This is a genomic window from Tatumella sp. JGM130, assembly GCF_018257525.1.
In the GTDB taxonomy this organism is placed as follows: domain Bacteria; phylum Pseudomonadota; class Gammaproteobacteria; order Enterobacterales; family Enterobacteriaceae; genus Tatumella; species Tatumella punctata.
Window position 1 is genome coordinate 1 of sequence record NZ_JAERJS010000050.1, and the last position, 14,335, is coordinate 14,335.

Here is a 14,335-nt window from a genome sequence, read left to right on the forward strand (position 1 = left end):
TGTTTTGGCGAATACAAAACTAACCACTTTTACCGCCGTTTTCTATTAATTCACGCTAAGGTGCGATGAACCAAAAATATGGGGATCAATGGACCCAGCCACAACACTGGGTGGGTAACGGCGCTTATACCCTTCAGGACCATATTGTTAACGAACGTATTGTGGTTGTGCGGAACCCGGAATACTGGGATAACGCAGCAACGGTAATTAATAAAGTGACGTTCCTGCCGATCGATTCAGAGGTCAATGACGTTAACCGTTTTTACTCTGCCGATGGCAGTGATATGACGTTTAACAACCTGCCTATCGAACTGTTCCGCAAGCTAAAAAAAGATAACCCGCAGGATCTGCATGTTGATCCCTATCTCTGCACCTATTTCTACGAGCTGAATAATAAAAAAGCGCCGTTTAATGATGCCCGTGTCCGTACCGCCATAAAACTGGGGCTGGATCGTGACATTATCGTGAATAAAGTACTGGCCCAGGGGCAGACCCCGGCTTACAGCCTGACCGACCCGGCGACTCAGGGTATCGATGTCATCCAGCCAGCCTGGTATAAAGAAACGCAGGCGCAGCGCAACGACGCCGCAAAAAAACTGCTGCAGGAAGCCGGTTATGGCCCGGGGCATCCCCTGACCTTTACCCTGCTGTATAACACCTCGGATCTGCATAAAAAACTGGCGATTGCCGCCGCCTCCCTTTGGAAAAAAAATCTGGGTGTGAACGTGGTACTGGAAAACCAGGAATGGAAAACCTATCTCGACTCCCGTCATCAGGGGACCTACCAGATGGCCCGTGCCGGCTGGTGCGGCGACTATAACGAACCCAGTGCTTTCCTGAACACGATGCAAACCGGCGACAGCAACAACACCGCGTTCTACTCTGATGCTGCTTTTGATCAGGCACTGAAAAATGCCGCCAATGCAACAGACAGTCATCAGCGTGCCGGAGATTACCAGCAGGCAGAGCAGATTCTGGACAAAGATTCGGGGATTGTACCGGTCTTTTATTACGCCAACACCCGGCTGGTGAAACCTTACATTGGCGGCTACACCGGTAAAGATCCTCTCGATCATATCTACGATAAAAACCTGTATATCATCAAACATTAATTTATCGGCCCCGGCCTGTGCCTGTGCACTGGCCGGTTTTCCCGACAACAGCGGTGAGCAATTAAGGTAACGCAATGTTGAAATTCATTTTACGGCGTATAGCTGAGGCTATCCCGACCCTGTTAATACTGATTACCATCTCCTTTTTTATGATGCGACTGGCGCCCGGCAGTCCGTTTACCGGTGAACGGAACCTGCCCCCGCAAGTGATGGCGAATATCGAGGCCCGTTATCATCTGAATGACCCTATCGGTAAACAGTATCTCGATTATCTGATCCAACTGGCCCACGGTAACTTCGGCCCTTCCTTTAAATACCAGGATTTCAGCGTCAATTATCTGATCGGCCAGGCTTTCCCTGTTTCTGCCTCACTGGGGCTGGCCGCGTTCTGCTTCGCACTGATCTTCGGTATCGCGACCGGAATTATTGCCGCACTGCGGCAGAACAGTTTCATTGACTACGCAGTGATGGGGCTGGCCATGACCGGGGTGGTTATCCCGTCCTTTGTGGTCGCTCCTTTACTGGTACTGATTTTTGCGATTTCCCTGAAGTGGTTACCGGGCGGTGGCTGGAACGGGGGTCAGTGGCAGTATGTGTTACTGCCGATGATTGCCCTGGCACTGGCATATATCTCGAGTATTGCCCGTATTATGCGCAGTTCCATGATTGAAGTTATGCATTCAGATTACATCCGCACTGCGCGGGCTAAAGGGATGCCCCTTAGCCGGATCGTTTTTCGCCATGCCCTGCGCCCGGCAATGTTACCGGTTGTCTCCTATATGGGGCCTGCCTTTGTCGGCATTATCACCGGCTCCATGGTTATCGAATCCATCTTTGGTTTACCGGGCATCGGTCAGTTGTTCGTCAATGGTGCACTGAACCGGGATTACTCACTGGTGCTGAGCCTGACAATTCTGGTGGGAGTATTAACCATCGTATTTAACGCTATCGTCGATATTTTATATGCAGTCATCGACCCGAAAATTCGTTACTGATGGCGGGACTCTATAATGATTTTATTTAAAAAGAATAAGCAATTCAGTGAAAACATTACCGGCGATAACGTGATTGCCGGCCGCAGCCTGTGGCAGGATGCGGGGCGACGCTTTCTCCATAACCGTGCAGCATTAATCAGTCTGTTACTGTTATCAGTGATCATTCTGTTTGTGATCTTCGCCCCGATGCTGTCTCCGTTTGCCTATGATGATACGGACTGGAATATGATGTCTGCGGCACCGGATCTGGCATCGGGCCACTGGTTCGGCACCGACTCCTCAGGACGTGACCTGCTGGTACGTGTCGCCATCGGCGGACGTATCTCTCTGATGGTCGGGATAGCATCAGCAGCGATTGCCGTCGTCGTCGGTACCCTCTACGGTTCAGTTGCCGGGTATGTCGGCGGTAAAACCGATACTTTTATGATGCGTCTGCTGGAAATCCTGAACTCTTTTCCGTTTATGTTCTTCGTGATCCTGCTGGTCACTTTCTTCGGCCGCAATATTTTGCTGATCTTCGTCGCTATCGGCATGGTGTCCTGGCTGGATATGGCGCGTATTGTTCGTGGTCAGACCCTGGCCCTGAAAGGCAAAGAGTTTATCGAAGCCGCGCGGGTCGCAGGGGTATCCACCGGCGGTATAGTCACCCGCCATATCATCCCCAATGTGCTGGGTGTGGTGGTGGTCTATGCCTCACTGCTGGTCCCGGGGATGATCCTGTTTGAATCGTTTCTCAGCTTCCTCGGGCTGGGTACCCAGGAGCCGTTAAGCAGCTGGGGAGCGCTGTTAAGTGACGGTGCAAACTCGATGGAAGTCTCTCCGTGGTTACTGATGTTTCCTGCCAGTTTTCTGGTTATCACACTGTTTTGTTTTAACTTTATCGGCGATGGCTTACGGGATGCCCTCGACCCGAAAGATCGCTAAGGAGCCAGGGAATGACAATTGAACACCTAAGCACTGCCGGTAATGCCATCCCCGCCTTGCTGACCGTTAATGATCTGCGGGTCACTTTTACCACCCATGACGGTGAGGTGACGGCAGTGAACAACCTTAACTTTGCGCTGAATGAGGGCGAAACCTTAGGCATTGTCGGAGAGTCTGGTTCAGGAAAATCCCAGACCGCATTCGCTTTAATGGGATTGCTGGCACGTAATGGTAAAGTCAGCGGATCCGCCTTATTTAACGGTCAGCAGTTAGTGAATATGCCGGAAAAACAGCTGAATAAACTGCGAGCCGGACAGATTGGGATGATATTCCAGGACCCGATGACCTCACTGAACCCTTATATGAAAGCCGGTGACCAGCTGACTGAGGTGCTGCGGCTGCATAAAGGTATGAGCCGTCATGATGCCTTTGAGGCCTGTGTCAGAATGCTGGATGCCGTAAAAATTCCGGCGGCCCGTCAGCGGATGAAAATGTACCCTCACGAATTTTCCGGGGGCATGCGTCAGCGGGTGATGATTGCGATGGCACTGTTATGTCAGCCACGTTTACTGATTGCTGATGAGCCGACCACCGCGCTTGATGTTACGGTTCAGGCACAGATCATGACTCTGCTCAACGAGCTGAAACGCGAATTTTCTGCCTCTATTATCCTGATTACCCACGACCTCGGAGTCGTGGCCGGCGGCTGCGATAAAGTACTGGTTATGTACGGCGGGCGGACGATGGAATATGCCAGCACCGATGCCCTGTTTGCCGAACCACAACACCCTTATACCCGCGGTCTGTTACAGGCCGTTCCGCGTCTTGACCGGGATGACGGAGAGCTGCGTACCATTCCCGGTAACCCGCCGAATCTGCTTAATTTACCTGGCGGATGCCCCTTCCGGCCACGCTGCCAGTATGCGATTGCTCAGTGTGACACCTCACCGCAGCCCCTGTCCGGTGCCGGGGGAAGGATCCGCGCCTGCCACAGAACGCCGGAGGAATTACAATGATCACAGAACATCAGCCACAGAGACCGGTGTTGCTTGAAGTTAACCATCTGAAAGTCTGGTTTGATATTAAACAGCAAAAACAGTGGTTCTGGCAGCCACCTCAGCACCTGAAAGCCGTCGACGGGGTCAGTTTCCGTCTGCATCAGGGGGAAACCCTCGGAGTCGTCGGAGAGTCCGGTTGCGGTAAGTCTACCCTGGCGCGGGCTATTATCGGGCTGGTTAAAGCCACCGAAGGCAGTATCTGCTGGATGGGTAAAGAGCTTGCCGGAAAAGGGGCTGCTGACTGGCAGGCTGCCCGTAATGATATTCAGATGATCTTTCAGGATCCCCTCGCCTCCCTTGATCCGCGGATGACCGTTGGCGATATTATTGCTGAGCCCCTGCGTAGTCAGCGACCGCGTCCCTCCCGTGCCGAAATCAGACAGCGTGTTCAGGCCATGATGGAAAAAGTCGGTCTGCTGCCGAATATGATCAACCGTTATCCCCACGAATTTTCCGGCGGACAGTGCCAGAGGATCGGCATCGCCAGGGCACTGATCCTGGAACCGAAACTGGTGATTTGTGATGAACCAGTGTCGGCGCTGGATGTTTCTGTCCAGGCGCAGGTGGTGAACCTGTTACGTAAGTTACAGCGTGAAATGGGTCTGGCTCTGATCTTTATTGCCCATGACCTGGCGGTGGTAAAACATATTTCCGATAAGGTGATGGTAATGTATCTGGGCCATGCGGTAGAAACCGGCGAATATCAGCAGCTGTACCGCGTCCCGGCGCACCCTTATACCCGCGCACTGATGACCGCAGTCCCGTTGCCGGACCCGGCACTGGAGCGTAATAAAACCATTCAGTTACTGGAGGGTGAACTGCCCTCACCGATTCATCCGCCCGCCGGCTGTGTCTTCTCGACCCGCTGCCCGCTGGCTGATGATCATTGCCGGGCAAACCGTCCGGATATCCGCGGACCAGAAACACATACGGTAGCCTGCCTGAAGGCCGAAATTCTCTGATATCAGGCCAGCCAAACGCCGGGTTCCCCGGCGTTTGCTTACCATCCCTCCACCCTCAGCAAACGGTTATCCGGCCGGCCCGCCCTGTTCCGGCGACGACTGTGCCGTGAAGGCAATCCATTCTTCACGGGTAATTTCCCACAGTTCAGACGCCAGTTCTCCGGCCAGATAATGTTCCGTGCCGGTAGCGATCAGCCGCATACCGCTGTTCAGGGAGAGCTGCCTTGATGCCCTGTTCAGACTGGCTTTCGGGGCCCTGAGCACCTCCTGTCCAAGGGTAAAGAACCAGAAATCCGTCACTGCCTGACAAGCCTCTGTCATATATCCCTGCCGTTGCCAGCCGGGATCCAGCCAGAAGCCACGGTTATTATCCGGGGTCAGCGAAAGGCTGATCACCCCAATCAGCACCTGCGGATCCTCTTTGCGCCGGATCGACCAGAACCAGCCATGGCCACGTGCCATTTCAGGCAACGCGACAGTATTCACAAAATCTGCCGCCCCGTTCTGCGGGTATGGCCAGGGAAACCGTGCCGCCAGATAGCGGACAATCTCCCATTGGGGGAAAACCGACTGGATCTGTACGGCATCAGCGGCCTGCAGCGGACGCAGATACAGACGCGATGTTTCTAACGCCGGCGTTGTCATTCGAAGTCCTTCTGAGAAAAAATCATGTCACAACATGCGGATATACTGAAACATCCGCGTCTCCGTATAACCGGCACCAGGTCTGCCCTCTGAGCGCAAGGACCGGCACCGGTCAGCACACTTACTGCTTAAGATATAAATCTTTGGTGTAATAAAAACCGAGTAATGAAGGCGCAAATCCCCCGACCCGGCGGTTAACCATATAATCCTGAGCACCATAAAAAACGGGGATCGCCGGCGCGTCATTGGCGGCAATCTCCATCGCTTTCTGGTAATCGGTAGCGGTCTCTGCCGGGGTTTGCGCCAGCTGTGCGGCAGCAATTTCATGATCAAAAGCTTTGTTACTGTAATTACCGGTGTTATTGCTGTCACCGCTACGGAAGGTATTCAGAAACGTGGAGTACTCATTGTAATCCGCCCCCCAGGTATAGCGTACCAGCTGGAACTGTCCCTGATGCATGGTATCCAGCATCGATTTCCATTCCTGGTTTTGTAGCGTCACACTGACCCCGAGGGCGCTTTTCCACATAGAGGCAGCGGCAATGGCAATACGCTGATTATCTGCATTGTTATTATACAGCACAGAGAAACGGAGCGGACGGGAGGCACTATATCCGGCTTCTTTCAGTAACTCACGGGCTTTGGCAATTCTCTGGCCCGGGGTCCAGCCTGCCCATGCCGGGGGGGTGATACTGACCCCGCCCATAGACAACGGTGCCACCGTCCAGGCCGCTTTCTGCCCCATTCCCAGCACTTTTTCACTGATAATATCTTTATTCAGGGCCAGGTTAAGGGCCTGTCTGACCCTGGCATCATTAAACGGTGCCCGGCCACTGTTAATATCAAAATAGAACACGCTCAGTTCCGGTGCAGCAAACACCTCTTGCGGTTTTTCTTTTTTCATCCGGCTGAAATCAATCGCCGGGATTGTCGAGGTAATATTGATCTCACCGGCCAGATAACGGTTCAGTTCTGCGCTGCTGTCACTGACCGGCAAAAACGTCACCTGATTAATGACAGTATGTGCATTATCCCAGTAACGCGGGTTACGCTTCAGGGTCACCTTTTCATTAACCACCCAGTCCGTGAGCTGATAGGCACTGCTGCTGACCATATGGCCGGGCTGCGTCCAGGTATCACCGTATTTTTCCACGTCTTTTTCACTGACAGGGAAGAGTGACGGATGAGCAACAAATTGCAGGAAATAAGATACCGGCTGATCGAGGACCACTTTAAGGGTTGAACTGTCGGGGGCAGACACTCCCAGTTGGTCAGGCGGCATTTTTCCGTCAATGACGGCCTGCGCATTAAGGATATGGGCATTCGCAGTGAACGAGGCATAGGGAGATGCGGTCTGAGGTGCCGACAACCGGCGCCAGCTGTAGACAAAATCCTGTGCACTAATCGGCGAACCATCAGACCAGCGGGCCCCGGGCCGGATATGAAAAATCCAGGTTTTATGATCACTGGTATGCCATGAGTCGGCCAGTGCCGGAGTGACGATCCCCTTATCATCCACTCTGACCAGCCCTTCAAACAAGTCATTGATGATAGCCATCGAACTGTTATCTTCCACTTTGTCCGGGTCGAGGGTTGCAGGCTCGGCACCATTACCGCGCACCAGGTTCTGGGTGGTCGCCAGCGATGTCCCGGCGGGCACAGTCGCCGCCATCACCAATGGTGAAACGCAGAGTCCGGCAAGTACCATCGACAGCCGGATTTTATTAAGATATGAATATTGTCCTTGCATAAATATACCCTTACTTATTTATTAATAATTATGAGGTTATGAATATCACACTGCCCCGGATTATTAAAATATAAGAGTATTTACAGATAATTCGTCAGAGGAAAATCCTCTGACTGCAGATTTACCGGCGACATGCGAAGCACAGTCGCGGTGAAATGACGGGTGTATCGCAGGCAGATCCCGGTTCTTAACCCGACTGCCGGTGACCCGGCAGACAGACCAGAGACAGACTAGCCGAGTTTACGCCAGTAACCGTGCAGCAGGACATCCTGCAATAGCTCATTAACCACCACACTGACATGTTCATTTTGATGAAAACCATCAGCGATACACCGGGTTTCATCACCCTCTCTGAGGATCAGTAACTGACTCTGGGGATAAACTTCATGTACCCGGACACGCAGTTCTGAAGTAAAGGCTTCATATTGTTGTCCGGACAGCGTTGCAATATCCGTCCCGGCAATACTGATTTTAATCTCCATACACACTTCCTCCGCTCTGAGGCCGTTAACCTGAGGGCACTTATCAGCTATTCAGACAATATAACGGCCAGGACATAAACTGGTCAGTACGGCCCGGCACCCTGTATACAGACAGGCCGACGTTACTGAGTATAGGTGTATATCTGGCTGATTTGAAAGGTGACTGGCGACAGATAATGTTATTGATTATGACGCAGCCCGCCGCGGGCGTAAAAAAATCACTCAGACCATCGTCTCTGGCTGATTAGTCTATAGTTAAGCGTAAACCGGAGAAGTCTGATTATGTCTGAAAGGAGTGATGCATGTTAAATATCGACCGTAAACAGTTGCTGAGTCTGAATGAGGATGTTGTTAAAAAACAGCGGGTATTATTGCTGATCACCGGCTGCCTGTTACTGGCCGGGGGGATTTTCTGTCTGGTCAATCCTTTTGCTTCCGGGGTCGCCTTAAGCACCCTTGCCGGCGTGATGTTTCTGCTCAGTGGCGTCGGCCTGATTATCGGGATGATCGCCAACCGCAGCCATAATTTCGGGCCAATGCTCGGCGGGATCCTGCTGGGGGTTGCCTATCTGATTATGGGATATGTTTTTATCCGCAGTCCGGTGGCAGGCATTATGGCCATGTCTGTTATCCTGGCAGTACTGTTCGCGGTTGGCGGGATTATTCGTCTGTCTGCCGGGTTCCGTCTGCGGGGTCATAACGCTGGCTGGCTGCAAATTATTGTCGGTATTCTCGATATTATTATTGCCGTGATCCTGCTGACCGCCGGCCCGCAAATGTCCTTTATGCTGGTCACCGTCGTTGTCGGCCTGGAAATGCTGTTCAGCTCTTTTGCCCTGTTTCAGATTGCGGCACTATTCCGCACAGAAAAATAACGCGCCAGCGCTCAGAAATAAATCAGGGGCGATTGCCCCTGATTTCATCATAGAAAAAATACAATATCAGTACCTGACAGTTGGCTGTCAGTGACAATGCCAGAGAAATATTTTTCGACAGTAAGGTTAACGCACAGATAATAAAATTAAGATAAGGCCAGGGCCTATACCGATAACAATCGGTAAAACACCATCCTTATTTTAATTATACTTTAATTTTAACATAGCGAATTTTCTTTTTTTATTTATATATTTCACTGATGAATCTGAAATTATTTCATCATCAGCGATAATATTTACGTCATTATTAAGCGCTATTTTGTTGACCCTCGGGTTCGAGCCATCATAACATGTTAATTTAAAAGAATTATCTTCACCACTGACATTACAACCGTCATCTGCAACTATTCCGGAGAAATAAACAACGCCTCCGCTTCCTGCAATGGTCACTCTTGAAATTAAACAAAACAAAAAAGAAAGAATGATAAGGAATAACTTTAAAATATTTATAACAAACTCCATTAATCAATAACAAGTGGCTAACTGCCAATTTCATAGCAATAAATAGATTCACAGGGATATATCTGACTTAATCGATAACAAGCCGGGTCTATACTCTGAGGCTGAAATTTTAAGTGGGGGCATAGTACAGGAATTCAAATATAAAAAATGAATATTTTTTATACTTTATTATTCCTGGTCATAGACTTTGCTTTTTTTTGTATTTCCGGAAAAGAAAAACCGCATGAAAGAAAAGTTGACGACTCGTTAAAGTCAGGGAAGTGAATGATACCGGTTCCATTGATTCCATCGCGAACAATAGCAGCAGAACTGTACTTTGTATATAGCAGGCAAGAGATCAATAGCATTGATGGATGACTTTCATCCGGTAAGACTACCGGAATGTTAACATTGTGTATCACAAAGCAGACATAGCCAGCAGGAGTCTTCGGCCGTCCGCCTGAAAGCAAAAAACAGCAGACAACGAACAGATAAAGCTCCCCTGTTCAGGTCAGGGGAGCGCTTGTCATCCTAAGAAATATCATGCTGTATAACGTCTGTCTGCCCCTCATCATCAATAGATTTCAATATAATATTATTTTTCCCCGGGGGGCAACTACCTGCAGCAGGGTATAAATCAAAAGTTTGTCTGGAAAAGGGAGACAGCATCAAATCCAGCTTTGATTTAGCAATAAAGCATTTATTATTAATTAAAAGACTGACTTTACTGTAAGAAATATAATATCCGCTATTATTGCTGCATGACAGTAAACTCCGGTTATCAGCATTTATGTGACAGGATACCGACTGTCTCGCCTTCTCTGCCCCCTGCATCAAAGACTCAGGCCGATAGATCAGTTTAATCTGCATCTTCATTGACATTAACAGGGACTCTTCTGGTGTATAGCTTTTTCTTATTGCAGGAACTTCATAAGCATTAATCCAGTAAAGGCTCTCACGGTCTGTCGGTAGTTTCCTGCCATCATAAATGACTCTGAGCGATTTTATTTCACCGGGTTGCAGGGTGAATATTGGCGGAATAATAATGAACGGTGCTTCCGGGTCCTGTTTGAAATTATTTACATCACCATTATCAATCCACATTTGCAGGAATGACGGGTAATGGTTAACATTCATTACAGTAATTTCCCGGGTTGTATCTCCGCCAGGAAATATCAGCCTGGTTTTATTAATTAACAGTCCGGCCTGGGCCTGCAGGCATACAAAAAACATCCCCAGAAAAAGTATTTTTTTCATTACTGCACCCTTACCCAGACATAGGCTTTAGCACTGACTTTTCCCGCGGTTACCGTCTGTCCGGGAATTTTTTCTAATGTTGCAGTGAGAACCGTATTATAGCTTGTATATCCTGAGGCAGCGCTGCCTGACGATGTTGCTCCGTCAAGAACAGAATACCAGCCGACGGCATTACCTGACGGACAGGCTGTTGATGTACAAGCCCCCCAGCCAAGGAAATTCATTGCAGTGCCACTGGTGGTATTACTTAAAGCAATACCGACTCCTGTCGCGATAGAAGAGTCTGTGCCATAACCATCAGACAACAGATAACTCACTCCGCCTGATGAATTTACCAGACCAAGATTTTGAGCTGTAACAAAACTATCGTAAGGAACCTGTAAACCAAGTGCGGTGCTGCCTGACGATATTCCGGAGACGGCACTGTTATCACATTCAACAGAGACAGTAAAATCAGCCTGTGAGGTTCCGCCATTCTCCAGCGACTGGCTGCTGATGGTAGGTATTAAAACTAACGGTGTAACATTACGTACCGCACAGGTTGCCGTATGCGTCAGTGTTGATATAGGCCCTGTCCCCATTCCCATTGCTATCCAGCGGCCGGTTCCCCAGGTACTGTAGTTCTGAGACAGGGATGAATCAGACCCTATCGCATCCGTAGCAATCCCCGGCCCTTTAAACGTCACATAACCATTCGGTTGAGTACAGGAATAACTTGGTGAACCAGTATTACTAGCCATCCCACTATAAATATTACTCGAAGAATAGGCTCCGCAATAGTGAGAGTTCCCCGCTCCGGGTGTAGTGCTGATACGAATTAAATCAGCACGAATCGGACTAAAATCTTTTACCCTGATTTCTATTTTACTACCAACCGTTTCATAACTGGTAATCGGTGTCTGTTGCCAGTACCGGGAATACACTAAACCAGAATTAACATCGGTAAGTTTAATCCCGACGTAAGGAAAATAAGTTGCAAAATAGCCCGGATTACCATCAGCCTCCCCAAGATCATAATATCCTCCAACGCGGTCATCACCATTCGTTGCAAAAACTTCATAGATACTTCCGGCGTCAGCAGCATCACATTCATAGAGAATCAAATCACCAGCACCACTGGAACTGTATCTGGCTGCCGTAGTAATACTAAATACATTACTCCCCAGCGGAGTTCCCACCGGTTGTAAGTACGCGCTGGTTATATTAACATTCCCCAAACCAATACCAACACCACAGGCATCACAGCCGGCATCAATTGTCGATTTTCGGGTACAGGTTGCATTTGCTGTAACCAGATAAAAAGATGTCACTAACAAAATAAAAAAACACATGCCAATATTTTTTTTATTCATCAGTCGCACTCTCCGATTACTTTAATTAATACATCATCCTTATCATCATCCGGAATATGGTAATGCAGATTACATGACTCATCTTTCCCCCAGCGTATAGATAACACATCAGAGAGTTTATTATTCCTGACCCAGGCCATATTCCCCTGACCAACGGTACCAATAGGAACTCCGGTGTGATTATAAATACTGGCCCCCATAGGTATATTTTTCTTCGTTTGTAAAGTCATCAACATAGGATATCCATGAATAACGTCAAATTTAATCCGGACCATTGCACCAGCATAAGGAGCTATCCTCTGACTCCCTGAAACAATTTCCGTATGACTGTTAATTTCAGATGAATCTAAAGAAACAGTATTATACTGATAAGGTGCAATAGAAGGAGTAAGTGCAAAACCAAATCTGTCTATTGTTGCATCAGAAACCCCCAGTACTTTCGCACCTCTGGCACCTTTGGCCTCAATTAATGCAAAAGTTTCCCCAAGATAAGGTCCGGCAGTAATACCGTCCCGGTGGATAACAACAGCCCCCTGCATACTTGCAGAACCCTGATCGTAACTTTTCCCGTGTGATAAGGTACCCTGGACTGACCCCATCGGAGTGGCAGTTTGCCCTGTAATACCGACAGAACTGGTTCTGGTGTTATCACGTGAATATGTGATCCCGTAACTTACCGGACGACTGGTATCGAGTGTACCGGATAATGTGGACTGAAGTGAGGAGCCTGCATTTTTATCCTGAGTCAGAGTGGTACTTAAATTACTTTGTCTTCCGGTGCCAAAAGGAATTGATAAGGAAAATGAGCTTAATGTCTGCTGATCATGCGTATAATAACTGTCATTATACATATCATTATAGTTATTATTAGCATCTCCCCAGGAAACCACACTATACCGGGTCCGTGAAACAGAAACATTAAAAGTGACACCGTTTGAAAAAACTTTATTATAACCAAGCTGGTACTGCCGGTCATTACTTCGGCCATCACGGTAGGATTGTATCGACCCGGAGAGCCATAGATTACCGGCTTCTCCGATATCCTGAGTTAATGAAGCCTCGAACCTGGATTCCTGGTTCAGCGTCGAAGAAACAAAATTACTGGCACCATCATTCCATTCATTTTTCAGGCCAAAGTAGTCAGATAAATCCCGGTAATTTGTTGTGGAATAGCGGTAACTGGCTATCGCCAGCGTGGTATCGGTAGTGTTTACCCGTTTACTGTAATTAGCATGCAGCATCCAGCCTGACTGGCTTCCCGTTGGCAGATTTGCCCGGGAAAAAGTAGAATCCAGCCCAAAAGCGCCATACGGGCTGGCATAAACCAGACCGGCAACACCGGCGATATATCCCTTTGCCAGACGGCTTCCTGCATTGGCAGTAATACTGTTACTCAGTCCATACTGGGTTGTTACTTCACTAAAAATATCATTCCCGCCAATATATCGTGGCCGGCCAAGCGTCGCCGAATATTTGAAAACTCCGGGACGAATTGATTCAGGTAATGAAGAATAAGGGACAACAAACGTATTCACAGAACCATTAGCTTCAGTTACTGTTACAGTTAAATCACCAGAATAAGAGAGCGGATTGATATCCCTGATAACAAAAGGTCCCGGAGGGACTGTTTTCTCATAAACTAACGAATTTCCTTGTCTGACAGTCACTTTAGCATTGCTGTTCGCTACCCCATTAATCACTGGTGCGTAGCCTCTCTGGGACTGAGGAAGCATTCTGTCGTCAGATTTTAAGACCACCCCGCGAAATGCAATACCCGAAAATAAGCTCCCGGAGCTATAACTGTCACCTATAGTGACATTGCTGCGCAACCCAAGAACTGGTCGTTGTACATACGCCCGGTTAGTCGACCAGAGACTGATACCGGGGTCACTCCTTGTCCATGACCCCTGGTACCTGAACTGCCATTCCCCGATATTCATGGCATTATTCAATCCTAACCAGGTTGATTTATATTCTGCTGAATAGGGCCTTTTAAATCTGGAGTAATACTGATTTATACTATAGTTCGTCAGTAACATCGTTTCACCGGCATCTAACCGGTCGGGTGAAACATACCCCCGCGGATGCTGAACTAACTCCGTATCCGGTACCGTAATATTCACGGTCATCTGACCAAAATCTGTATCGGCGAAAGCACGAGGGTAAGCTTCAGTCAGGAAGACACATGATGATGTTACTCCCGAAGGATACTCTTTATTAAAAGGAATGTTCTTAATCTGAGATACTGAAAAGCAGGGTATAGATTCTCCGTTATGATTTTTGTACTGAATTTCACCGTGGAACAGAAAAACACCATTCAGGTTAATATCCATCGGATAATAACCCGGTAATCCCCCCGAAAAACCGTTGTGTTCATAAGTAGAATTTTCTACTAACCTGAATCGGGGAGAAATCTATGAAG

At 48.6% G+C, this 14,335-nt stretch carries 12 protein-coding genes and 1 pseudogene; 6 read left to right on the plus strand and 7 right to left on the minus strand.

Annotation, left to right across the window (positions count from 1 at the left end; genetic code table 11):
- Positions 1–71 precede the first annotated feature (71 nt).
- The 5 genes and pseudogenes from JK211_RS15830 to oppF all read left to right on the plus strand — a co-directional run.
- Positions 72–1,112: pseudogene (locus JK211_RS15830) on the plus strand (ABC transporter substrate-binding protein); the annotation flags it as partial.
- A gap of 74 nt (positions 1,113–1,186) precedes the next feature.
- Positions 1,187–2,107 (plus strand): oligopeptide ABC transporter permease OppB, encoded by a 921-nt coding sequence (gene oppB / locus JK211_RS15835; RefSeq protein ID WP_212709587.1) that lies wholly within the window; start codon positions 1,187–1,189, stop codon positions 2,105–2,107.
- A gap of 15 nt (positions 2,108–2,122) precedes the next feature.
- The gene (gene oppC, locus JK211_RS15840; protein WP_212709588.1) at positions 2,123–3,031 is read left to right on the plus strand and encodes an oligopeptide ABC transporter permease OppC; all 909 of its coding nucleotides are present in this window, start codon (positions 2,123–2,125) and stop codon (positions 3,029–3,031) included.
- An 11-nt stretch (positions 3,032–3,042) separates the two neighbouring features.
- Entirely contained in the window at positions 3,043–4,047 is a 1,005-nt protein-coding gene (gene oppD, locus JK211_RS15845; protein ID WP_212709589.1) for an oligopeptide ABC transporter ATP-binding protein OppD, read from the plus strand.
- Positions 4,044–5,051 carry a murein tripeptide/oligopeptide ABC transporter ATP binding protein OppF gene (gene oppF / locus JK211_RS15850; protein WP_212709590.1) on the plus strand — a complete coding sequence of 336 codons (1,008 nt, stop codon included), beginning with the start codon at positions 4,044–4,046 and terminating at the stop codon, positions 5,049–5,051. The genes oppD and oppF overlap by 4 nt, the downstream gene beginning before the upstream one ends.
- Before the next feature lie 66 nt (positions 5,052–5,117).
- Here the strand turns inward: oppF and JK211_RS15855 are convergent, their stop codons facing one another.
- From JK211_RS15855 to JK211_RS15865, 3 genes are all read right to left on the minus strand, one after another.
- The gene (locus tag JK211_RS15855; RefSeq protein WP_212709591.1) at positions 5,118–5,696 is read right to left on the minus strand and encodes a GNAT family N-acetyltransferase; all 579 of its coding nucleotides are present in this window, start codon (positions 5,694–5,696) and stop codon (positions 5,118–5,120) included.
- 121 nt (positions 5,697–5,817) lie between these two features.
- Positions 5,818–7,446, minus strand: a complete 1,629-nt coding sequence (locus tag JK211_RS15860) for an ABC transporter substrate-binding protein (RefSeq protein WP_212709592.1) — start codon at positions 7,444–7,446, stop codon at positions 5,818–5,820.
- Between the two features lie 230 nt (positions 7,447–7,676).
- Entirely contained in the window at positions 7,677–7,928 is a 252-nt protein-coding gene (locus JK211_RS15865; RefSeq protein ID WP_212709593.1) for a DinI-like family protein, read from the minus strand.
- A gap of 302 nt (positions 7,929–8,230) precedes the next feature.
- Between JK211_RS15865 and JK211_RS15870 the strand changes: the two genes are divergently transcribed.
- Complete coding sequence (locus JK211_RS15870) at positions 8,231–8,803, plus strand: HdeD family acid-resistance protein (RefSeq protein ID WP_212709594.1); 573 nt, start codon at positions 8,231–8,233, stop codon at positions 8,801–8,803.
- Positions 8,804–9,004: 201 nt separating this feature from the next.
- Here JK211_RS15870 and JK211_RS15875 read toward each other — a convergent pair whose 3' ends face one another.
- The 4 genes from JK211_RS15875 to JK211_RS15890 all read right to left on the minus strand — a co-directional run bounded on the left by JK211_RS15875 (position 9,005) and on the right by JK211_RS15890 (position 14,327).
- Positions 9,005–9,325, minus strand: a complete 321-nt coding sequence (locus JK211_RS15875) for a hypothetical protein (protein ID WP_212709595.1) — start codon at positions 9,323–9,325, stop codon at positions 9,005–9,007.
- Between the two features lie 510 nt (positions 9,326–9,835).
- Positions 9,836–10,561, minus strand: a complete 726-nt coding sequence (locus JK211_RS15880; protein WP_212709596.1) for a molecular chaperone — start codon at positions 10,559–10,561, stop codon at positions 9,836–9,838.
- Positions 10,561–11,913, minus strand: coding sequence for a fimbrial protein (locus JK211_RS15885; RefSeq protein ID WP_212709597.1), 1,353 nt, complete (start codon positions 11,911–11,913; stop codon positions 10,561–10,563). Before JK211_RS15885 ends, JK211_RS15880 begins: the two co-directional genes overlap by 1 nt.
- Positions 11,913–14,327: a fimbria/pilus outer membrane usher protein gene (locus JK211_RS15890; RefSeq protein WP_371734649.1), complete on the minus strand. Its 2,415-nt coding sequence runs from the start codon at positions 14,325–14,327 to the stop codon at positions 11,913–11,915. The genes JK211_RS15885 and JK211_RS15890 overlap by 1 nt, the downstream gene beginning before the upstream one ends.
- Positions 14,328–14,335 lie beyond the last annotated feature (8 nt).

Bases quoted from the DNA above. Each gene is read 5' to 3' on its own strand.
- JK211_RS15880 (WP_212709596.1), bottom strand. From the start codon at position 10,561: ATGAAAAAAATACTTTTTCTGGGGATGTTTTTTGTATGCCTGCAGGCC.
- JK211_RS15870 (WP_212709594.1), top strand. From the start codon at position 8,231: ATGTTAAATATCGACCGTAAACAGTTGCTGAGTCTGAATGAGGATGTT.
- JK211_RS15855 (WP_212709591.1), bottom strand. From the start codon at position 5,696: ATGACAACGCCGGCGTTAGAAACATCGCGTCTGTATCTGCGTCCGCTG.
- oppF (WP_212709590.1), top strand. From the start codon at position 4,044: ATGATCACAGAACATCAGCCACAGAGACCGGTGTTGCTTGAAGTTAAC.
- JK211_RS15875 (WP_212709595.1), bottom strand. From the start codon at position 9,325: ATGGAGTTTGTTATAAATATTTTAAAGTTATTCCTTATCATTCTTTCT.
- JK211_RS15860 (WP_212709592.1), bottom strand. From the start codon at position 7,446: ATGCAAGGACAATATTCATATCTTAATAAAATCCGGCTGTCGATGGTA.
- JK211_RS15865 (WP_212709593.1), bottom strand. From the start codon at position 7,928: ATGGAGATTAAAATCAGTATTGCCGGGACGGATATTGCAACGCTGTCC.
- JK211_RS15885 (WP_212709597.1), bottom strand. From the start codon at position 11,913: ATGAATAAAAAAAATATTGGCATGTGTTTTTTTATTTTGTTAGTGACA.
- oppC (WP_212709588.1), top strand. From the start codon at position 2,123: ATGATTTTATTTAAAAAGAATAAGCAATTCAGTGAAAACATTACCGGC.
- oppB (WP_212709587.1), top strand. From the start codon at position 1,187: ATGTTGAAATTCATTTTACGGCGTATAGCTGAGGCTATCCCGACCCTG.
- oppD (WP_212709589.1), top strand. From the start codon at position 3,043: ATGACAATTGAACACCTAAGCACTGCCGGTAATGCCATCCCCGCCTTG.